At 59.0% G+C, this 24,612-nt stretch carries 1 protein-coding gene; it reads left to right on the top strand.

The genetic code is table 11. The features are described 5' to 3' along the window. Nucleotides 1-270: 270 nt before the first annotated feature. Nucleotides 271-24,513, top strand: a complete 24,243-nt coding sequence (locus ACA063_RS00610) for a retention module-containing protein (RefSeq protein WP_497664392.1) — start codon at nucleotides 271-273, stop codon at nucleotides 24,511-24,513. The last annotated feature ends 99 nt before the right edge of the window (nucleotides 24,514-24,612 follow it).

The raw sequence follows: 24,612 nt of genomic DNA, 5'->3' as shown, positions 1-24,612 counted from the left end.
GAAAGTCCAAAATGGGTACTGGATCACACGGTTCGACCCCCTCCGACTCCCGAATATCAATGTGACATTACCGGGGCGATTGTTTAGGATGGCAGCCACATGGTCAATAGTTTGGCATATGGTTAATAGCCAAAAAATATAGACAGAATATTGACGAAAAAAAGCGTCAAAGTAGTAACTATTATTGTAGGAAAGAGCGTCCAGACTGATTGGCAACAATGCCTTCAGGTCCATGGAAGTCTACTGAACGTGACACCCGGAGAGTCTTCAATGAGCAGTGTTGTTGCCATCGTCAAAAGCATTGTTGGTCAAGTTTTCGTGGTGTCCCCAGAGGGCATCCGTCGTGTACTCGTTGAAGGCGACCGGCTGTTTGTTGGCGACCAGGTAGACACAGGAGTGGCTGGCGCTGTCACGCTCGAACTGGCCGACGGCCGGACCCTGGACCTGGGCCGCGACACTCAGTGGAGCGGCAGCGCTCCAGACTCCAGCACCGACCTGGCAGAAGCCACCGCACAAGCAGCGCCATCGGTTGAAGAACTGCAGCAGGCCATCGTTGCCGGCGCTGACCCGACTAAAGACCTCGAAGCCACCGCAGCCGGCCCGACAGCCTCAGGACAGGGCGGCGCAGCGGGCGGTGGTCATAGCTTCGTGATGCTCGATGCAACGGCTGGCCGGGTCGACCCGACCGTTGGCTTCCCAACCGCGGGTTTCGGCGCTGTGCCCCTGACCACGCTGGAAACCGTTAACACCCAGAACACTAACAACAACGCGATTGTCGACGCCCCTCTCACCTCGACGCTGAGCCTTAGCGCGACCCCGACCATTACCGAGGCCGGCGGCGTACTGGTCTACACCGCGAACCTGAGCCAGGCGCCTCTGAGTGACCTGACCATTACGCTGTCCAATGGCGCGGTCATCGTCGTTGCTGCGGGCCAGACCACTGGCACCGTGAATGTGCCACTCGCGCCCAACGACACTGTTTATAACGACCCGAGCCAAATCGAAGTCACCGTCACCGGCACTACCGGCGGCGGGATGACAGTGGTCCCTCCGACCACTCCAGCCGTGACCCAGGTCACTGACACCGTCGATACCACTACCGTCACGCTGACCGCCGGCCCGACTGTTGTTGAAGGCGGCCCGATCACCTACACCGCGTCCCTGACCAACCCGGCCCAGACGCCGGTGACCGTGACCTTGAGCAATGGCTCGGTCATCACCATCGGCGCTGGGCAGACCACCGGCACTGTCGTGGTCGATACGCCGGCGAATGACGTTTATGTAAACGGCAGCACCGTCAGCACCACGATCACTGGTGCGACTGGCGGCAATTTTGAAAACCTGGTGCCGAGCACCACGCCAGCGGTCACCACGATCACCGATTCGCAGGACACGACCGGCCTGACCCTGACCTCGACCGGTACTGTGGTTGAAGGCGGTCCAATCACCTACACCGCGACTTTGACCAACCCTGCTGGCACTCCGGTGACCGTGACCTTGAGCAACGGCTCGGTCATTACCATTGGCGCTGGCCAGACCACTGGCACTGTCGTGGTCGAGACGCCGGCGAATGATGTTTATGTGAATGGCAGCACCGTCAGCACCACGATCACCGGTGCTACTGGCGGCAACTTTGAGAACCTGGTGCCGAGCACCACGCCTGCTGTTACGACCATTACCGATTCGCAGGACACGACCGGCCTGACCCTTACTTCGACCGGGACTGTGGTTGAAGGCGGTCCGATCACTTACACCGCGACTTTGACCAACCCTGCTGGCACTCCGGTGACTGTGACCTTGAGCAATGGCTCGGTCATCACCATCGGTGCTGGCCAGACCACCGGGACAGTCGTGGTCGATACTCCAGCGAATGACGTTTATGTAAACGGCAGCACCGTTAGCACCACAATCACCGGCGCAACGGGCGGCAACTTTGAAAACCTGGTGCCGAGCACCACGCCCGCTGTTACGACCATTACCGATTCGCAGGACACGACCGGCCTGACCCTTACTTCGACCGGGACTGTGGTTGAAGGCGGTCCGATCACCTACACCGCGACTTTGACCAACCCTGCTGGCACTCCGGTGACCGTGACCTTGAGCAACGGCTCGGTCATTACCATTGGCGCTGGCCAGACCACTGGCACAGTCGTGGTCGAGACCCCGGCGAATGACGTTTATGTAAACGGCAGCACCGTCAGCACCACGATCACCGGTGCGACTGGCGGCAACTTTGAAAATCTGGTGCCGAGCACCACGCCTGCAGTTACAACCATCACCGATTCGCAGGACACGACCGGCCTGACCCTGACCTCGACCGGTACTGTGGTTGAAGGCGGACCGATCACCTACACCGCGACCCTGACCAACCCTGCCGGCACGCCGGTGACTGTGACCTTGAGCAACGGCTCGGTCATCACCATCGGCGCTGGCCAGACCACCGGCACCGTCGTGGTCAATACTCCAGCGAATGACGTTTATGTAAACGGCAGCACCGTCAGCACCACGATCACTGGTGCGACTGGCGGCAATTTTGAAAATCTGGTGCCGAGCACCACGCCTGCAGTTACAACCATCACCGATTCGCAGGACACGACCGGCCTGACCCTGACCTCGACCGGTACTGTGGTTGAAGGCGGACCGATCACCTACACCGCGACTTTGACCAACCCTGCCGGCACTCCGGTGACCGTGACCTTGAGCAACGGCTCGGTCATCACCATCGGCGCTGGCCAGACCACCGGCACCGTCGTGGTCGAGACGCCGGCCAATGACGTTTATGTGAACGGCAGCACTGTCAGCACCACAATCACCGGCGCAACGGGCGGCAACTTTGAAAACCTGGTGCCGAGCACCACGCCTGCTGTTACGACCATTACCGATTCGCAGGACACGACCGGCCTGACCCTGACCTCGACCGGTACTGTGGTTGAAGGCGGTCCGATCACCTACACCGCGACCCTGACCAACCCTGCCGGCACGCCGGTGACTGTGACCTTGAGCAACGGCTCGGTCATCACCATCGGCGCTGGCCAGACCACCGGCACTGTCGTGGTCGAGACGCCGGCGAATGACGTTTATGTAAACGGCAGCACCGTCAGCACCACAATCACCGGTGCGACTGGCGGCAACTTTGAAAATCTGGTGCCGAGCACCACGCCTGCAGTTACAACCATCACCGATTCGCAGGACACGACCGGCCTGACCCTGACCTCGACCGGTACTGTGGTTGAAGGCGGTCCAATCACCTACACCGCGACCCTGACCAACCCTGCCGGCACGCCGGTGACTGTGACCTTGAGCAACGGCTCGGTCATCACCATCGACGCTGGCCAGACCACCGGCACTGTCGTGGTCGAGACTCCAGCGAATGACGTTTATGTAAACGGCAGCACCGTCAGCACCACAATCACCGGCGCGACTGGCGGCAACTTTGAAAATCTGGTGCCGAGCACCACGCCTGCTGTTACGACCATCACCGATTCGCAGGACACGACCGGCCTGACCCTGACCTCGACCGGTACTGTGGTTGAAGGCGGTCCGATCACCTACACCTCGACCCTGACCAACCCTGCTGGCACTCCGGTGACTGTGACCTTGAGCAATGGCTCGGTCATTACCATTGGCGCTGGCCAGACCACTGGCACTGTCGTGGTCGAGACTCCAGCGAATGACGTTTATGTAAACGGCAGCACCGTCAGCACCACAATCACCGGCGTGACTGGCGGCAACTTTGAGAACCTGGTGCCAAGCACCACGCCTGCTGTTACGACCATTACCGACCGCATCGATACGGTCACCGTGACCATCGAAAGCGCTGGCAACGTACTGGAAAACGCAGCACCGACCTTCACCATCAAGGTTGATCAGAAACTCGATCACGATCTGACGGTAACGTTGAGCAACGGCCAGACGGTAACCATCGCGGCAGGTGCTACAGAAACCACTTACACGCTGCCTGCTCAGGGCGACGACGTTTACAAAGATGGCGAGACCATCAAGCTGGGCATCACGGATGCAGTGGTAGAAGGTAAATCCTTCGAGAATCTGGTGATTGGCAAAGAAGCCGAAGTGACCATTGGCGATACCACCAGCGAAGTGATCGCGACACTGACCGTCGACAAGACGTCGGTCGTTGAGGGTGGCCAGGTCACCTACACCGTGACCCTGACCAACCCTGCAGGCCTTCCGATCAACAACCACGGCGAGCTGACCTTCAAGCTCACCGATGGCACGACCATCACGGTTCCGGCGAACGGCACCAGCGGCTCGGCCACCATCACAACGGTCAACGACATATTCACTGGCGGCCAGCCTTCTCTGGCAAATAAGCTGGAGTCCGTGACCGGCGGCGAGAAGTTTGAACAGCTGACGCTCGATCAGCAGACCCTGACCACCACCGTCACTGATCAACCGGCTGGTGAAGGCGACAAGGTCACCGTCACCATCGAAAGCGCTGGCGACGTGCTGGAAAACGCAGCACCGACCTTCACTATCAAGGTCGATCAAAAACTTGATCACGACCTGACCGTGACCTTGAGCAATGGCCAGACCGTGGTCATCGCTGCGGGTGCGTTGCAGACCACTTATGCCCTGCCTGCCCAAGGCGATGACGTTTATAAAGACGGCAGCAGCGTTGAGCTGGGCGTTAGCGGCGCGACTGCCGATGGCAAGGCGCTGGAGAATCTGGTCCTGGGTAATCCGGCGACTGTGGTTGTCGGCGATACGATCAGCGAAGTGGTTGCGACCCTGACGGCGGACAAAACTACTGTCGCCGAAGGCGGCCAGATCACCTACACCGTGACCCTGACCAACGCTGCGGGTCTGCCGATCAATAATCATGGTGAACTGACGTTCACCCTGACTGACGGCACGGTTGTCACCGTTCCAGCAAACAGCACTTCCGGCTCATTCACCATCACCGCGCCAGACGATGTGCTGGCCGGTGGTCAACCGACTATCGTTAACAAGCTGGAATCGGTGACTGGGGCGGACAACTTTGAGCAACTGACCCTGGGTCAGAATTCGTTGGAAACCATCGTCACTGACGAACCGGGTACCGGCACACCAACCGATAACCAAGGCGACAAAGTCGCTATCTCCATCGTTGGTAACGGTCCGGTCCTGGAAAACCAGGCCCCGAGCTTCACCATTACGCTCGATAAGGCACAGTCGGTGCCGCTGACCGTGACGTTGAGTAACGGCCAGACCATCACCTTCGCCGCCGGCGAAACCTCGAAAGTGCACTCGCTGACCGCGCAAGGTGATGACGTCTATAAAGATGGCGAGACCGTCGAGCTGGGCGTTAGCAATGTCACCTCCGCCGGTACCGCGCTGGAAAACCTGGTGATTGGTAACCCAGGTTCGGTGATCGTTAGCGACACCCCGAGCGAAGTGGTTGCGACCCTGACGGCGGATAAAACCACCGTCGCTGAAGGCGGCCAGATCACTTACACCGTGACCCTGACCAACGCTGCGGGTCTGCCGATCAATAATCATGGTGAACTGACGTTCACCCTGACTGACGGCACGGTTGTCACCGTTCCAGCAAACAGCACTTCCGGCTCATTCACCATCACCGCGCCAGACGATGTGCTGGCCGGTGGTCAACCGACTATCGTTAACAAGCTGGAAAGTGTCGACGGTGCGGACAACTTCGAGCAGCTGACCCTCGGTCAGAACTCGCTGGAAACCACCGTCACCGACGAACCAGGTACCGGTACGCCAACCGATAACCAGGGCGACAAAGTCGCTATCAGCATCGTCGGTAATGGCCCAGTCCTGGAAAACCAGGCACCGAGCTTCACCATCACGCTGGACAAGGCACAATTGGTGCCGCTTACCGTGTCCCTGAGCAACGGTCAGACCGTGACCTTCGCCGCCGGCGAAACCTCGAAAGTACATTCGCTGACCGCACAAGGTGATGACGTCTACAAAGACGGCGAGACCGTTGAGCTGGGCGTTAGCAACGTCACCTCCGGTGGCACCGCACTGGAAAACCTGGTCATCGGCAACCCAGGCTCGGTGGTCGTCAGCGACACCCCGAGTGAAGTGGTTGCAACCCTGACCGCGGACAAAACCACCGTGGCTGAAGGTGGCCAGATCACCTACACCGTGACCCTGACCAACGCGGCGGGCTTGCCGATCAATAATCACGGTGAACTGACGTTCACCCTGACTGACGGCACCACCATTACTGTTCCTGCCAATACGGCATCGGGTTCGTTCACCATCACCGCGCCAGACGATGTGCTGGCCGGAGGTCAACCGACTATCGTTAACAAGCTGGAAAGTGTCGACGGTGCGGACAACTTCGAGCAGCTGACTCTCGGTCAGAACTCGCTGGAAACCACTGTCACTGACGAACCATCGGGCCAAGGTGATCCGGTCAACATCAGCATCGTTGGCAATGGTCCGGTCCTGGAAAACCAGGCGCCAAGCTTCACCATCACGCTGGACAAGGCACAAGCCGTGCCGCTGACCGTGACGTTGAGCAACGGCCAGACCGTGACCTTCGCCGCGGGCGAAACTTCGAAAGTGCACTCGCTGGCCGCGCAAGGTGACGACGTCTACAAAGACGGCGAAACCGTCGAGCTGGGCATCAGCAATGTGACTTCGGGTGGCACCGCGCTGGAAAACCTGGTCATCGGTAATCCAGGTTCGGTTGTCGTTAGCGACACCCCGAGTGAAGTGGTTGCGACCCTGACGGCGGATAAAACCACCGTCGCTGAAGGCGGCCAGATCACCTACACCGTGACCCTGACCAACGCCGCCGGTCTGCCGATCAATAATCACGGTGAACTGACGTTCACCCTGACTGACGGCACGCAGATCAAGGTGCCCGCGAACACGGCTTCCGGTTCGTTCACCATCACCGCGCCAGACGATGTTCTGGTCGGTGGTCAGCCAACCATCGTTAACAAGCTGGAATCGGTAACCGGTGCGGACAACTTCGAGCAGCTGACCCTGGGTCAGAACTCGCTGGAAACCACGGTCACTGACGAACCAGGTTCGGGCACGCCAACTGACAACCAAGGCGACAAAGTCGCTATCAGCATCGTCGGTAATGGCCCAGTCCTGGAAAACCAGGCGCCAAGCTTCACCATCACGTTGGACAAGGCACAGTTAGTGCCGCTGACCGTAACGTTGAGCAACGGCCAGACCATCACCTTCGCCGCCGGCGAAACCTCCAAAGTGCACTCGCTCACCGCGCAAGGCGATGACGTCTACAAAGACGGCGAAACCGTTGATCTGGGCATCAGTGGTGTCACCTCCGCCGGTACCGCGCTGGAAAACCTGGTGATTGGTAACCCGGGTTCGGTGGTCGTTAGCGACACCCCTAGTGAAGTGGTTGCAACCCTCACCGCGGACAAAACTACTGTCGCGGAAGGCGGGCAGATCACCTACACCGTGACCCTGACCAACGCGGCCGGTCTGCCGATCAACAATCATGGTGAACTGACGTTCACCCTGACTGACGGCACGGTTGTCACCGTTCCAGCAAACAGCACTTCCGGCTCATTCACCATCACCGCGCCAGACGATGTGCTGGCCGGTGGTCAACCGACTATCGTTAACAAGCTGGAAAGTGTCGACGGTGCGGACAACTTCGAGCAGCTGACCCTCGGTCAGAACTCGCTGGAAACCACCGTCACCGACGAGCCATCGGGCCAAGGTGATCCGGTCAACATCAGCATCGTTGGCAATGGTCCGGTCCTGGAAAATCAGGCACCGAGCTTCACCATCACGCTGGACAAGACACAAGCAGTGCCGTTGACCGTGACCCTGAGCAACGGCCAGACCGTGACCTTCGCCGCGGGCGAAACCTCGAAAGTCCACTCGCTGACTGCGCAAGGTGATGACGTCTACAAAGACGGCGAAACCGTTGAGCTGGGCGTTAGCAATGTCACCTCCGGTGGCACGTCGCTGGAAAACCTGGTGATTGGTAACCCGGGCTCGGTGGTTGTCAGCGACACCCCGAGTGAAGTGGTTGCGACCCTGACCGCGGACAAAACTACTGTCGCCGAAGGCGGCCAGATCACCTACACCGTGACCCTGACCAACGCCGCCGGTTTGCCGATTAATAATCACGGTGAACTGTCGTTCACCCTGACTGACGGGACGGTTGTCACCGTTCCAGCAAACAGCACTTCGGGCTCGTTCACCATCACCGCGCCAGACGATGTTCTGGTCGGCGGTCAGCCGACCATCGTCAACAAGCTGGAATCGGTAACCGGTGCGGACAACTTCGAGCAGCTGACCTTGGGTCAAAACTCGCTGGAAACGACTGTTACTGATGAACCATCGGGGCAAGGTGATCCGGTCAACATCAGCATCGTCGGCAACGGTCCGGCCCTGGAAAACCAGGCGCCTAGCTTCACCATCACGCTGGACAAGGCACAATTGGTGCCACTGACCGTGACCTTGAGCAACGGCCAGACCATCACTTTCACCGCCGGCGAAACTTCGAAAGTGCACTCGCTGACTGCGCAAGGTGATGACGTCTACAAAGACGGCGAAACCGTTGAGCTGGGCGTTAGCAATGTCACCTCCGGTGGCACTGCGCTGGAAAACCTGGTGATTGGTAACCCGGGCTCGGTGGTTGTCAGTGACACCCCGAGTGAAGTGGTTGCGACCCTCACGGCGGACAAAACCACCGTGGCTGAAGGCGGCCAGATCACCTACACCGTGACCCTGACCAACGCGGCGGGCCTGCCGATCAACAATCACGGTGAACTGACGTTCACCCTGACTGACGGCACGGTTGTCACCGTTCCAGCAAACAGCACTTCCGGCTCATTCACCATCATCGCGCCAGACGATGTGCTGGCCGGTGGTCAACCGACTATCGTTAACAAGCTGGAAAGTGTCGACGGTGCGGACAACTTCGAGCAGCTGACCCTCGGTCAGAACTCGCTGGAAACCACCGTCACCGACGAGCCATCGGGCCAAGGTGATCCGGTCAACATCAGCATCGTTGGCAATGGTCCGGTCCTGGAAAACCAAGCGCCGAGCTTCACCATCACGCTGGACAAGGCACAGTTGGTGCCGCTGACCGTGACGTTGAGCAACGGCCAGACCATCACCTTCGCCGCCGGCGAAACCTCCAAAGTGCACTCGCTGACCGCGCAAGGTGATGACGTCTATAAAGACGGCGAAACCGTTGAGCTGGGCGTTAGCAATGTCACGTCCGGTGGCACCGCGCTGGAAAACCTGGTGATTGGTAACCCGGGTTCGGTGGTCGTTAGCGACACCCCTAGTGAAGTGGTTGCAACCCTCACCGCGGACAAAACTACTGTCGCGGAAGGCGGGCAGATCACCTACACCGTGACCCTGACCAACGCGGCCGGTCTGCCGATCAACAATCATGGTGAACTGACGTTCACCCTGACTGACGGCACGGTTGTCACCGTTCCAGCAAACAGCACTTCCGGCTCATTCACCATCACCGCGCCAGACGATGTGCTGGCCGGTGGTCAACCGACTATCGTTAACAAGCTGGAAAGTGTCGACGGTGCGGACAACTTCGAGCAGCTGACCCTCGGTCAGAACTCGCTGGAAACCACCGTCACCGACGAGCCATCGGGCCAAGGTGATCCGGTCAACATCAGCATCGTTGGCAATGGTCCGGTCCTGGAAAATCAGGCACCGAGCTTCACCATCACGCTGGACAAGACACAAGCAGTGCCGTTGACCGTGACCCTGAGCAACGGCCAGACCGTGACCTTCGCCGCGGGCGAAACCTCGAAAGTCCACTCGCTGACTGCGCAAGGTGATGACGTCTACAAAGACGGCGAAACCGTTGAGCTGGGCGTTAGCAATGTCACCTCCGGTGGCACGTCGCTGGAAAACCTGGTGATTGGTAACCCGGGCTCGGTGGTTGTCAGCGACACCCCGAGTGAAGTGGTTGCGACCCTCACGGCGGACAAAACCACCGTCGCTGAAGGCGGCCAGATCACCTACACCGTGACCCTGACCAACGCCGCCGGTCTGCCGATCAATAATCACGGTGAACTGACGTTCACCCTGACTGACGGCACGCAGATCAAGGTGCCCGCGAACACGGCTTCCGGTTCGTTCACCATCACCGCGCCAGACGATGTTCTGGTCGGTGGTCAGCCAACCATCGTCAACAAGCTGGAAAGTGTCGACGGTGCGGACAACTTCGAGCAGCTGACCTTGGGTCAGAACTCGCTGGAAACCACGGTTACTGACGAACCGGGTACCGGTACGCCAACCGATAACCAAGGCGACAAAGTCGCTATCTCCATCGTTGGCAACGGTCCGGTTCTGGAGAATCAGGCGCCGAGCTTCACCATCACGCTGGACAAGGCACAATTGGTGCCGCTGACCGTGACCCTGAGCAACGGCCAGACTGTGACCTTCGCCGCCGGCGAAACCTCGAAAGTACACTCGCTGACCGCGCAAGGCGATGACGTCTACAAAGACGGCGAAACCGTCGAGCTGGGCGTTAGCAATGTCACCTCCGGTGGCACCGCGCTGGAAAACCTGGTGATTGGGAACCCGGGCTCGGTGGTTGTCAGCGACACCCCGAGTGAAGTGGTTGCGACCCTGACCGCAGACAAAACCACCGTGGCGGAAGGCGGGCAAATCACTTACACCGTGACCCTGACCAATGCGGCCGGTCTGCCGATTAATAATCACGGTGAGCTGACGTTCACCCTGACTGATGGCACGCAGATCAAGGTGCCGGCGAACACGGCATCGGGTTCGTTCACCATTACTGCCCCGGATGATGTTCTTGCCGGTGGTCAGCCGACCATCGTTAACAAGCTGGAATCGGTAACCGGTGCGGACAACTTCGAGCAGCTGACCTTGGGTCAGAACTCGCTGGAAACGACTGTTACTGATGAACCATCGGGTCAAGGTGATCCGGTCAACATCAGCATCGTCGGTAATGGTCCAGTCCTGGAAAACCAGACACCGAGCTTCACCATCACGCTGGACAAGGCACAAGCAGTGCCGTTGACCGTGACCTTGAGCAACGGCCAGACGATCACTTTCGCCGCCGGCGAAACCTCGAAAGTACATTCGCTGACCGCACAAGGTGATGACGTCTACAAAGACGGCGAAACCGTTGAGCTGGGCGTTAGCAATGTCACCTCCGGTGGCACTGCGCTGGAAAACCTGGTGATTGGTAACCCGGGCTCGGTGGTTGTCAGTGACACCCCGAGTGAAGTGGTTGCGACCCTCACGGCGGACAAAACCACCGTGGCTGAAGGCGGCCAGATCACCTACACCGTGACCCTGACCAACGCGGCGGGCCTGCCGATCAACAATCACGGTGAACTGACGTTCACCCTGACTGACGGCACGGTTGTCACCGTTCCAGCAAACAGCACTTCCGGCTCATTCACCATCATCGCGCCAGACGATGTGCTGGCCGGTGGTCAACCGACTATCGTTAACAAGCTGGAAAGTGTCGACGGTGCGGACAACTTCGAGCAGCTGACCCTCGGTCAGAACTCGCTGGAAACCACCGTCACCGACGAGCCATCGGGCCAAGGTGATCCGGTCAACATCAGCATCGTTGGCAATGGTCCGGTCCTGGAAAACCAAGCGCCGAGCTTCACCATCACGCTGGACAAGGCACAGTTGGTGCCGCTGACCGTGACGTTGAGCAACGGCCAGACCATCACCTTCGCCGCCGGCGAAACCTCCAAAGTGCACTCGCTGACCGCGCAAGGTGATGACGTCTATAAAGACGGCGAAACCGTTGAGCTGGGCGTTAGCAATGTCACGTCCGGTGGCACCGCGCTGGAAAACCTGGTGATTGGTAACCCGGGTTCGGTGGTCGTTAGCGACACCCCTAGTGAAGTGGTTGCAACCCTCACCGCGGACAAAACTACTGTCGCGGAAGGCGGGCAGATCACCTACACCGTGACCCTGACCAACGCGGCCGGTCTGCCGATCAACAATCATGGTGAACTGACGTTCACCCTGACTGACGGCACGGTTGTCACCGTTCCAGCAAACAGCACTTCCGGCTCATTCACCATCACCGCGCCAGACGATGTGCTGGCCGGTGGTCAACCGACTATCGTTAACAAGCTGGAAAGTGTCGACGGTGCGGACAACTTCGAGCAGCTGACCCTCGGTCAGAACTCGCTGGAAACCACCGTCACCGACGAGCCATCGGGCCAAGGTGATCCGGTCAACATCAGCATCGTTGGCAATGGTCCGGTCCTGGAAAATCAGGCACCGAGCTTCACCATCACGCTGGACAAGACACAAGCAGTGCCGTTGACCGTGACCCTGAGCAACGGCCAGACCGTGACCTTCGCCGCGGGCGAAACCTCGAAAGTCCACTCGCTGACTGCGCAAGGTGATGACGTCTACAAAGACGGCGAAACCGTTGAGCTGGGCGTTAGCAATGTCACCTCCGGTGGCACGTCGCTGGAAAACCTGGTGATTGGTAACCCGGGCTCGGTGGTTGTCAGCGACACCCCGAGTGAAGTGGTTGCGACCCTCACGGCGGACAAAACCACCGTCGCTGAAGGCGGCCAGATCACCTACACCGTGACCCTGACCAACGCCGCCGGTCTGCCGATCAATAATCACGGTGAACTGACGTTCACCCTGACTGACGGCACGCAGATCAAGGTGCCCGCGAACACGGCTTCCGGTTCGTTCACCATCACCGCGCCAGACGATGTTCTGGTCGGTGGTCAGCCAACCATCGTCAACAAGCTGGAAAGTGTCGACGGTGCGGACAACTTCGAGCAGCTGACCTTGGGTCAGAACTCGCTGGAAACCACGGTTACTGACGAACCGGGTACCGGTACGCCAACCGATAACCAAGGCGACAAAGTCGCTATCTCCATCGTTGGCAACGGTCCGGTTCTGGAGAATCAGGCGCCGAGCTTCACCATCACGCTGGACAAGGCACAATTGGTGCCGCTGACCGTGACCCTGAGCAACGGCCAGACTGTGACCTTCGCCGCCGGCGAAACCTCGAAAGTACACTCGCTGACCGCGCAAGGCGATGACGTCTACAAAGACGGCGAAACCGTCGAGCTGGGCGTTAGCAATGTCACCTCCGGTGGCACCGCGCTGGAAAACCTGGTGATTGGGAACCCGGGCTCGGTGGTTGTCAGCGACACCCCGAGTGAAGTGGTTGCGACCCTGACCGCAGACAAAACCACCGTGGCGGAAGGCGGGCAAATCACTTACACCGTGACCCTGACCAATGCGGCCGGTCTGCCGATTAATAATCACGGTGAGCTGACGTTCACCCTGACTGATGGCACGCAGATCAAGGTGCCGGCGAACACGGCATCGGGTTCGTTCACCATTACTGCCCCGGATGATGTTCTTGCCGGTGGTCAGCCGACCATCGTTAACAAGCTGGAATCGGTAACCGGTGCGGACAACTTCGAGCAGCTGACCTTGGGTCAGAACTCGCTGGAAACGACTGTTACTGATGAACCATCGGGTCAAGGTGATCCGGTCAACATCAGCATCGTCGGTAATGGTCCAGTCCTGGAAAACCAGACACCGAGCTTCACCATCACGCTGGACAAGGCACAAGCAGTGCCGTTGACCGTGACCTTGAGCAACGGCCAGACGATCACTTTCGCCGCCGGCGAAACCTCGAAAGTACATTCGCTGACCGCACAAGGTGATGACGTCTACAAAGACGGCGAAACCGTCGAGCTGGGCGTTAGCAATGTCACGTCGGGTGGCACCGCGCTGGAAAACCTGGTGATTGGTAACCCGGGCTCGGTAGTTGTCAGCGACACCCCGAGTGAAGTGGTTGCGACCCTCACCGCGGACAAAACCACCGTGGCTGAAGGTGGCCAGATCACCTACACCGTGACCCTGACCAACGCTGCGGGCTTGCCGATCAATAATCACGGTGAACTGACGTTCACCCTGACTGACGGTACGGTTGTCACCGTTCCAGCAAACAGCACTTCCGGCTCATTCACCATCACCGCGCCAGACGATGTGCTGGCCGGAGGTCAACCGACTATCGTTAACAAGCTGGAAAGTGTCGACGGTGCGGACAACTTCGAGCAGCTGACTCTCGGTCAGAACTCGCTGGAAACCACTGTCACTGACGAACCATCGGGCCAAGGTGATCCGGTCAACATCAGCATCGTTGGCAATGGTCCGGTCCTGGAAAACCAGGCGCCAAGCTTCACCATCACGTTGGACAAGGCACAAGCCGTACCGCTGACCGTGACCTTGAGCAACGGCCAGACCATCACCTTCGCCGCCGGCGAAACCTCCAAAGTGCACTCGCTGACCGCGCAAGGTGATGACGTCTACAAAGACGGCGAGACCGTCGAGCTGGGCGTTAGCAATGTCACCTCCGGTGGCACCGCGCTGGAAAACCTGGTCATCGGCAACCCGGGCTCGGTGGTCGTTAGCGACACCCCGAGTGAAGTGGTTGCGACCCTGACCGCGGACAAAACTACTGTCGCGGAAGGCGGGCAAATCACTTACACCGTGACCCTGACCAATGCGGCCGGTCTGCCGATTAATAATCACGGTGAGCTGACGTTCACCCTGACCGACGGCACGGTTGTCACCGTTGCGGCGAACAGTACTTCAGGTTCGTTCACCATCACCGCGCCAGACGATGTGCTGGCCGGAGGTCAACCGACTATCGTTAACAAGCTGGAAAGTGTCGACGGTGCGGACAACTTCGAGCAGCTGACTCTCGGTCAGAACTCGCTGGAAACCACTGTCACTGACGAACCATCGGGCCAAGGTGATCCGGTCAACATCAGCATCGTTGGCAATGGTCCGGTCCTGGAAAACCAGGCGCCAAGCTTCACCATCACGCTGGACAAGGCACAAGCCGTGCCGCTGACCGTGACGTTGAGCAACGGCCAGACCGTGACCTTCGCCGCGGGCGAAACTTCGAAAGTGCACTCGCTGGCCGCGCAAGGTGATGACGTCTACAAAGACGGCGAGACCGTCGAGCTGGGCGTTAGCAATGTCACCTCCGGTGGCACGGCGCTGGAAAACCTGGTCATCGGCAACCCGGGCTCGGTAGTTGTCAGCGACACCCCGAGTGAAGTGGTTGCGACCCTCACGGCGGACAAAACCACCGTCGCGGAAGGCGGGCAGATCACCTACACCGTGACCCTGACCAACGCGGCGGGCTTGCCGATCAACAATCACGGTGAACTGACGTTCACCCTGACTGACGGTACGGTTGTGACCGTTCCAGCAAACAGCACTTCCGGTTCATTCACCATCACCGCGCCAGACGATGTGCTGGTCGGTGGTCAGCCGACCATCGTCAACAAGCTGGAAAGTGTCGACGGTGCGGACAACTTCGAGCAGCTGACCCTCGGTCAGAACTCGCTGGAAACCACGGTCACTGACGAACCGGGTACCGGTACGCCAACCGATAACCAGGGCGACAAGGTCGCTATCAGCATCGTCGGCAACGGTCCAGTCCTGGAAAACCAGGCGCCAAGCTTCACCATCACGCTGGACAAGGCACAAGCCGTGCCGCTGACCGTGACGTTGAGCAACGGCCAGACCGTGACCTTCGCCGCGGGCGAAACTTCGAAAGTGCACTCGCTGGCCGCGCAAGGTGATGACGTCTACAAAGACGGCGAGACCGTCGAGCTGGGCGTTAGCAATGTCACCTCCGGTGGCACGGCGCTGGAAAACCTGGTCATCGGCAACCCGGGCTCGGTGGTTGTCAGCGACACCCCGAGTGAAGTGGTTGCGACTCTGACCGCGGATAAAACCACCGTGGCTGAAGGCGGCCAGATCACCTACACCGTGACCCTGACCAACGCGGCGGGCTTGCCGATCAATAACCACGGTGAGCTGACGTTCACCCTGACTGACGGCACGGTTGTCACCGTTGCCGCGAACAGCACTTCCGGTTCGTTCACCATCACCGCACCAGACGATGTGCTTGTAGGTGGTCAGCCGACGATCGTTAACAAACTGGAAAGCGTCGACGGTGCGGACAACTTCGAGCAGTTGACCTTGGGTCAAGGCCAACTCGAAACGACTGTGACTGATGAACCATCGGGTCAAGGTGATCCGGTCAACATCAGCATCGTCGGCAACGGTCCGGTCCTGGAAAACCAGGCACCAAGCTTCACCATTACGCTCGATAAAGCACAGTCAGTTCCGCTGACCGTGACCCTGAGCAACGGCCAGACCATCACTTTCGCCGCCGGCGAAACCTCGAAAGTGCACTCGCTGACCGCGCAAGGCGATGACGTCTACAAAGACGGCGAGACCGTCGAGCTGGGCGTTAGCCATGTCACCTCCGCCGGTACCGCGCTGGAAAACCTGGTCATCGGCAACCCGGGCTCGGTGGTCGTCAGCGACACCCCGAGCGAAGTGGTTGCGACTCTGACCGCGGACAAAACTACCGTCGCGGAAGGTGGCCAGATCACCTACACCGTGACCCTGAACAACGCGGCGGGCCTGCCGATCAATAATCACGGTGAGCTGACGTTCACCCTGACTGACGGCACGGTTGTCACTATTCCTGCAAACAGCACTTCCGGTTCGTTCACCATTACTGCCCCAGACGATGTTCTGGTCGGTGGTCAGCCAACCATCGTTAACAAACTGGAAAGCGTCGACGGTGCTGACAACTTCGAGCAGCTGACCCTGGGTCAGAACTCGCTGGAAACCACCGTCACCGACGAGCCATCGGGTCAAGGTGATCCGGTCAACATCAGCATCGTCGGCAACGGTCCGGTCCTGGAAAATCAGGCACCGAGCTTCACCATCACGCTGGACAAGGCACAAGCAGTGCCGTTGACCGTGACGTTGAGCAACGGCCAGACCGTGACCTTCGCTGCCGGCGAAACCTCGAAAGTGCACTCGCTGACCGCGCAAGGTGATGACGTCTACAAAGACGGCGAAACCGTTGAGCTGGGCGTTAGCAATGTCACCTCCGGTGGCACCGCGCTGGAAAATCTGGTCATCGGCAACCCGGGCTCGGTAGTCGTTAGCGACACCCCGAGTGAAGTGGTTGCAACCCTGACCGCGGATAAAACCACCGTCGCGGAAGGTGGCCAGATCACCTACACCGTGACCCTGACCAATGCGGCCGGTCTGCCGATCAATAATCACGGTGAGCTGACGTTCACCCTGACTGACGGCACCACCATTACTGTTCCAGCGAACACCGCCAGTGGTTCGTTCACCATCACCGCGCCAGATGACGTGCTGGTCGGTGGTCAGCCGACCATCGTTAACAAACTGGAAAGCGTCGACGGTGCGGACAACTTCGAGCAACTGACCCTGGGTCAGAACTCGCTGGAAACCACGGTCACTGACGAACCGGGTACCGGTACGCCAACCGACAACCAAGGCGACAAAGTCGCAATCAGCATCGTGGGCAACGGTCCGGTCCTGGAAAACCAGGCGCCAAGCTTCACCATCACGCTGGACAAGGCACAAGCAGTGCCGTTGACCGTGACGTTGAGCAACGGCCAGACGATCACTTTCGCCGCGGGCGAAACCTCGAAAGTGCACTCGCTGACCGCGCAAGGTGATGACGTCTACAAAGACGGCGAAACCGTTGAGCTGGGCGTTAGCAATGTCACCTCCGGTGGCACCGCGCTGGAAAATCTGGTCATCGGCAACCCGGGCTCGGTAGTCGTTAGCGACACCCCGAGTGAAGTGGTTGCGACCCTGACGGCGGATAAAACCACCGTCGCGGAAGGTGGCCAGATCACCTACACCGTGACCCTGACCACCAACACCGGTCTGCCTCTGACCAACCATCCTGAGCTGACTTTCAAACTCACCGATGGCACGTTGATTACCGTTCCGGCGAACAGCGTTACTGGCCAGAAGACGATTTTCGCCGCCGACGACATCGCAGTTGGTGGTCAACCGACCATCGTCAACAAGCTGGAAACGGTCACCGGTGCAGACACCTACGAGAAACTGACCCTGGGTCAGAACTCGGTGCAAACCACTGTGACTGACGAACCAACCGGTCAAGGCGATGCCGTCGGCATCACCATCACCGGCAATGGCCCAGTACTGGAAAACCAGGGTGCAGCCTTCACCATCAAGCTCGACAAAGCCCAGCTTCAACCGGTCACTGTGACCTTGAGCAACGGCAAGACCGTGGTCTTTGCTGCAGGTGAAACCGAGAAGGTCCACACCCTCGCCCCGCAAGGCGACGACGTCTACAAAGACGGCGGCACCGCACAATTGAGCATTACCGGCGCCACGTCGAATGGCGCAGCCCTGGAAAACCCAGTGATCGGTGGCCCAGCAACGGTAACCATCAACGACACCACCAGCGAAGTGTTTGCGACCCTGACGGCGGATAAAACCACCGTCGCTGAAGGCGGCCAGGTCACCTACACCGTGACCCTGACCACCAGCACCGGTCTGCCTCTGACCAACCATCCTGAGCTGACTTTCAAGCTCACCGATGGCACGTTGATTACCGTTCCAGCGAACAGCGTCACTGGCCAGAAGACGATTTTCGCCGCCGACGACATCGCAGTTGGTGGTCAACCGACCATCGTCAACAAGCTGGAAACGGTCACCGGTGCAGACACCTACGAGAAACTGACCCTGGGTCAGAACTCGGTGCAAACCACTGTGACTGACGAACCAACCGGTCAAGGCGATGCCGTCGGCATCACCATCACCGGCAATGGCCCAGTACTGGAAAACCAGGGTGCAGCGTTCACCATCAAGCTCGACAAAGCCCAGCTTCAACCGGTCACTGTGACCTTGAGCAACGGCAAGACCGTGGTCTTTGCTGCAGGTGAAACCGAGAAGGTCCACACCCTCGCCCCGCAAGGCGACGACGTCTACAAAGACGGCGGCACCGCACAATTGAGCATTACCGGCGCCACGTCGAATGGCGCAGCCCTGGAAAATCCAGTGATCGGTGGCCCAGCGTCGGTAACCATCAACGACACCACCAGCGAAGTATTTGCGACCCTGACGGCGGATAAAACCACCGTCGCTGAAGGCGGCCAGGTCACCTACACCGTGACCCTGACCACCAGCACCGGTCTGCCTCTGACCAACCATCCTGAGCTGACTTTCAAGCTCACCGATGGCACATTGATTACCGTTCCGGCGAACAGCGTCACTGGCCAGAAGACGATTTTCGCCGCCGACGACATCGCAGTCGGTGGTCAACCGACCATCGTCAACAAGCTGGAAACGGTCACCGGTGCAGACACCTACGAGAAACTGACCCTGGGTCAGAACTCGGTGCAAACCACCGTGACTGACGAACCAACCGGTCAAGGCGATGCCGTCGGCATCACCATCACCGGCAATGGCCCAGTACTGGAAAACCAGGGTGCAGCGTTCACCATCAAGCTCGACAAAGCCCAGCTTCAACCGGTCACTGTGACCTTGAGCAACGGCAAGACCGTGGTCTTTGCTGCAGGTGAAACCGAGAAGGTCCACACCCTCGCCCCGCAAGGCGACGACGTCTACAAAGACGGCGGCACCGCACAATTGAGCATTACCGGCGCCACGTCGAATGGCGCAGCCCTGGAAAATCCAGTGATCGGTGGCCCAGCGTCGGTAACCATCAACGACACCACCAGCGAAGTATTTGCGACCCTGACGGCGGATAAAACCACCGTCGCTGAAGGCGGCCAGGTCACCTACACCGTGACCCTGACCACCAGCACCGGTCTGCCTCTGACCAACCATCCTGAGCTGACTTTCAAGCTCACCGATGGCACATTGATTACCGTTCCGGCGAACAGCGTCACTGGCCAGAAGACGATTTTCGCCGCCGACGACATCGCAGTCGGTGGTCAACCGACCATCGTCAACAAGCTGGAAACGGTCACCGGTGCAGACACCTACGAGAAACTGACCCTGGGTCAGAACTCGGTGCAAACCACCGTGACTGACGAACCAACCGGTCAAGGCGATGCCGTCGGCATCACCATCACCGGCAATGGCCCAGTACTGGAAAACCAGGGTGCAGCCTTCACCATCAAGCTCGACAAAGCCCAGCTTCAACCGGTCACTGTGACCTTGAGCAACGGCAAGACCGTGGTCTTTGCTGCAGGTGAAACCGAGAAGGTCCACACCCTCGCCCCGCAAGGCGACGACGTTTACAAAGACGGCGGCACCGCGCAATTGAGCATTACCGGCGCTACGTCGAATGGCGCAGCCCTGGAAAACCCAGTGATCGGTGGCCCAGCGTCGGTAACCATCAACGACACCACCAGCGAAGTGTTTGCGACCCTGACCGCAGATAAAACCACCGTCGCTGAAGGCGGCCAGGTCACCTACACCGTGACCCTGACCACCAGCACCGGTCTGCCTTTGACCAACCATCCTGAGCTGACTTTCAAGCTCACCGATGGCACGTTGATTACCGTTCCAGCGAACAGCGTCACTGGCCAGAAGACGATTTTCGCCGCCGACGACATCGCAGTCGGTGGTCAACCGACCATCGTCAACAAGCTGGAAACGGTCACCGGTGCAGACACCTACGAGAAACTGACCCTGGGTCAGAACTCGGTGCAAACCACCGTGACTGACGAACCAACCGGTCAAGGCGATGCCGTCGGCATCACCATCACCGGCAATGGCCCAGTACTGGAAAACCAGGGTGCAGCCTTCACCATCAAGCTCGACAAAGCCCAGCTTCAACCGGTCACTGTGACCTTGAGCAACGGCAAGACCGTGGTCTTTGCTGCAGGTGAAACCGAGAAGGTCCACACCCTCGCCCCGCAAGGCGACGACGTCTACAAAGACGGCGGCACCGCACAATTGAGCATTACCGGCGCCACGTCGAATGGCGCAGCCCTGGAAAACCCAGTGATCGGTGGCCCAGCGTCGGTAACCATCAACGACACCACCAGCGAAGTCATCGCCAAGCTGACCGTGGACAAATCCACCGTCGTCGAAGGCGGCGCGGTCACCTACACCGTGACCCTGACCAACAAAGACGGCCTGCTGATCAACAACCACGACGCCATGACCTTCACGCTCACCGACGGCAAGACCATCAGCGTCGCGGCCAACGCCAGCAGCGGTACGCTGGTCGTGAACACCGTGGATGACGTGTACACCGGCGGCCAAACCACCCTGGTCAACAAGCTTGAAACCGTCACGGGCGGCAGCACGAAGTTTGAACAGCTGACGCTGGATAAAACCACGCTGACCACCACCGTCACCGATGAGTCTTCGGGCCAGGGTGACAAGGTCACTATTGGTATCTCCGGCGACACATCGGTCGTTGAAGGCCAAACGGCGCACTACACACTGACGCTGAGCAATACTGCCAAGTCCGAAGTCACTGTCACGCTGTCGTACAGCGGTACTGCGGCGGATGGCACGGACTTCAGGGGTGTGACTACGGTCAAGATCCCGGCCAACAGCAACAGTGTGAATTTCGACATCGCGACCATCAACGACAAGTACGTTGAAGGTTCCGAGAAATTCGTGATCACCATCGGCAATGTCAGCGGCGGTACTTTCGAGAACCTCGCAGTCGACCCTAACAACGCCAGCGTTAACACGACCATTGTTGATAACGACCATGCGCCGGTAGCCGTCAGTGGCAGCGTCACCGGCCTCGAAGACACGGATGTCGTGCTGACGTGGAATAACTTCAAAACGACCGATGTCGACAACGACAGCCCGCTGAGCATCACCATCACGGACATCGCGGGTCGTGGCGACCTGATGTTCAACGGTGCGGCCGGCTGGGTGAAAGTTGCCGCAGGCCAGGTCATCAGCCAGGCAGATATCACCGCTGGCAAACTGAAGTTCGTGCCGGTCGCGAACGAATCCGGTGCTGATGGCTACGGCGGTACTGGCGTCGGTAACAAAGCGGCTGACTACGCGCAGATCAAGTTCAAGCCTACTGATGGTTTCAACCTGGGCAACGAAGCAACGCTGAAAGTCGACATCACACCGGTGGCTGACAAGCCTACGCTGACTGTCGATAGCAATGCCGTGACTTCTACAGGTCTGCTCAAGGAAGTCTGGACAGGTTTGTCCGGTCTGAATGCAGGTTATGACGGTAGCACCGGTAGCGGTGCAGCGACTGCGATCTTGAAGTCGGTGATTGATGCGGCGAAAAATCCGAACAGCACCAGCACCTCCACCAACGTGCAGTCCAGTGGTGATGTCGTTGCGGGTACCGCATCGAAAACCTCCGGCCTGATCTACCTGGAAGCTGGCAAGACTTACACCTTCAGCGGCAGCGCTGACGACAGTCTGCTGGTGACCATTGGCGGCAAAGAAGTGGCCAGTGCGTTGTGGGGTAAAGGCGGCGGTATCTCGGGAGCAGGCTTCACCCCGGGTACCAGCGGCTACTACACCATCGACATCTACCACCACAACCAGAGTGGCCCGGGCAGCTACGACGTTAACCTGTCGATCAACGGCGCAGCCGCTGTCGACCTGAGCAGTGCCGGCATTCCGCTGTACACCGGCGTGGACAATCTGGCCGCGTCCGGCGTGACGGTTTCCGACCTGCATGGCACCAACGGTGAAGGTTATTACGAGGGCTACAAACTCAACGAAGGTGCTGAAAACGGCAGTGTACATTTGTCGAAAATCACCACCGCACTGACCGATACCGACGGTTCGGAAAGCCTCAGCGTGACCATCAGCGGCTTCCCGAAAGGCATGGTGCTGAGCGACGACGCGGGTCACAGCTGGACGGTGGGTACCGATGGCTCGGCGACAGTGACTGGCTGGAACCTGGCCAACCTGACCCTGACACCACCGGCTTACTACAACGGCAAGTTCGACCTGACAGTGACGTCGACTTCGACTGAGCTACTGGGTGGTTCGGCTTCAAGTACGGCGACAATTCCGGTCACTATTTACCCTGCGGTGTACAACGCATCGGTAGGGACTTCCGGAAACGACAATTTCTCGGGTACCGAAGCCAACGACATTATTGTCGCTGACGTGGCGGGCTTGAACGTGGTTCAGGGCAAGAATTACAACATTGCCTTCATGGTCGACAGTTCGGGCAGCATGGAAGACTCGATGGCGGCCGCGAAGACGTCGTTGATGGCCATGTTCACCAGCCTCAAGAACAGCCTGGGTAGCAATACCTCGGGGACCGTGAATATCTTCCTCGCGGACTTCGACACCCAGGTCAACAAGACCATCTCGATCAACCTGAATGACCCTAAAGCCCTGGAGCTGCTCAGGGAGGTCGTGAACTCGATGTCTCCGGTCGGCGGCACCAACTATGAGGACGTGTTCAAGGCTACGGCCAACTTCTTCAAGAGTGCCGAGGCGCTGGCCAACACCGGCGCAACCAACCTCACCTACTTCATCACCGATGGCAAGCCGACGTATTACCAGAAGTCGGAACAGGTCAACCCGACGCTGTATGGCAGCGTGAAACTCGATGATGTGGTCACGACGACCAATTACAAACTGGGGGATACCTTCAGCAAAACCATCGACTCTACACACAAGCTGTTTATCGACAGCGACGGCTACGCAACGCTGCAGACAGCCAGTAAGAACTGGTGGGGCAATACTGTCTGGGACACCAGTAATGTCGGGTACGTGCACGCACAAGGCGATGGCACTTACGAGATCTCATCACTGGGTGGCACCGGTAAAGCCACCGACAATAACTACAATGACGTGGCCGGCAGGTCCGACGCCGCCTACGACGCGCTGGTGAAGCTGAGTCCGGTGGTGGAAGCGATTGGCATAAACAGTGACATCAAGCTTTTAGACCTTGTGCCCTACGACTCCGATGGCAAGCCGCAAACCAACATCGACCCGAGCAAACTGGCGGACGCGATTCTGGGTCACACCGAGGCGACGTTGCCAGGTGCCGACACGGTCAACGGCGGTGACGGCAACGACATTATCTTCGGCGACCTGGTGAGCTTCAATGGTATTGCTGGCGAGGGTTACCAGGCCATGCAGGCCTTTGTGGCCCAGCAGACCGGTGTGGACGCCAGTAAGGTGACTACCAGCAACGTGCATCAGTACCTCACCGAGCACTACAACGTGTTCGATGTGTCTGGCGCCAACGACGGGGCGGATACGCTGCTCGGCGGTGCCGGCAACGACATCATCTTCGGCCAGGGTGGCGACGATAAGCTCTACGGCAATGCCGGCAATGACATCCTGCTCGGCGGCACCGGCAACGACCTGCTGGACGGTGGCGATGGCAATGACATCCTCATGGGTGGCAAGGGCACCGACACGCTGATTGGCGGTCTGGGTGGCGACACGTTCGTCTGGAAAGCAGGCGACACCGGTACCGATGTGATCAAAGACTTCAAGGCTGCCGAAGGTGACCGCATCGACCTGCGTGATTTGCTGCAGGGTGAAACCGGCAGCACCATCGACAACTTCCTGAAGATCACCACGGCGGGCGGTGTTTCGTCCCTTGAGGTCAGTTCCGCTGGCAAGTTCAATACCAGCGGAGCTGCGGCAGCACCTGATGTGACGATCAAACTGGAAGGTAACAACTGGTCCACCGCCAACCTGCACAACCTGATTGCCGGTAGCGATCCGACCATCAAGGTTGATCACAACAACAGCTGATAGCTGACGAAATGGCCGCCCGAAACGGGCGGCCATCACGTTTGCGAGAATCACCCCGGTGACGATTTCGTCGTCGCACCGCATACTCGCGCGCAGTTG

This window comes from Pseudomonas sp. LBUM1643 (assembly GCF_059716215.1).
The sequence above is the reverse complement of the archived record's forward strand: the minus strand, read 5'-3'. Positions and strand labels throughout refer to the sequence as shown.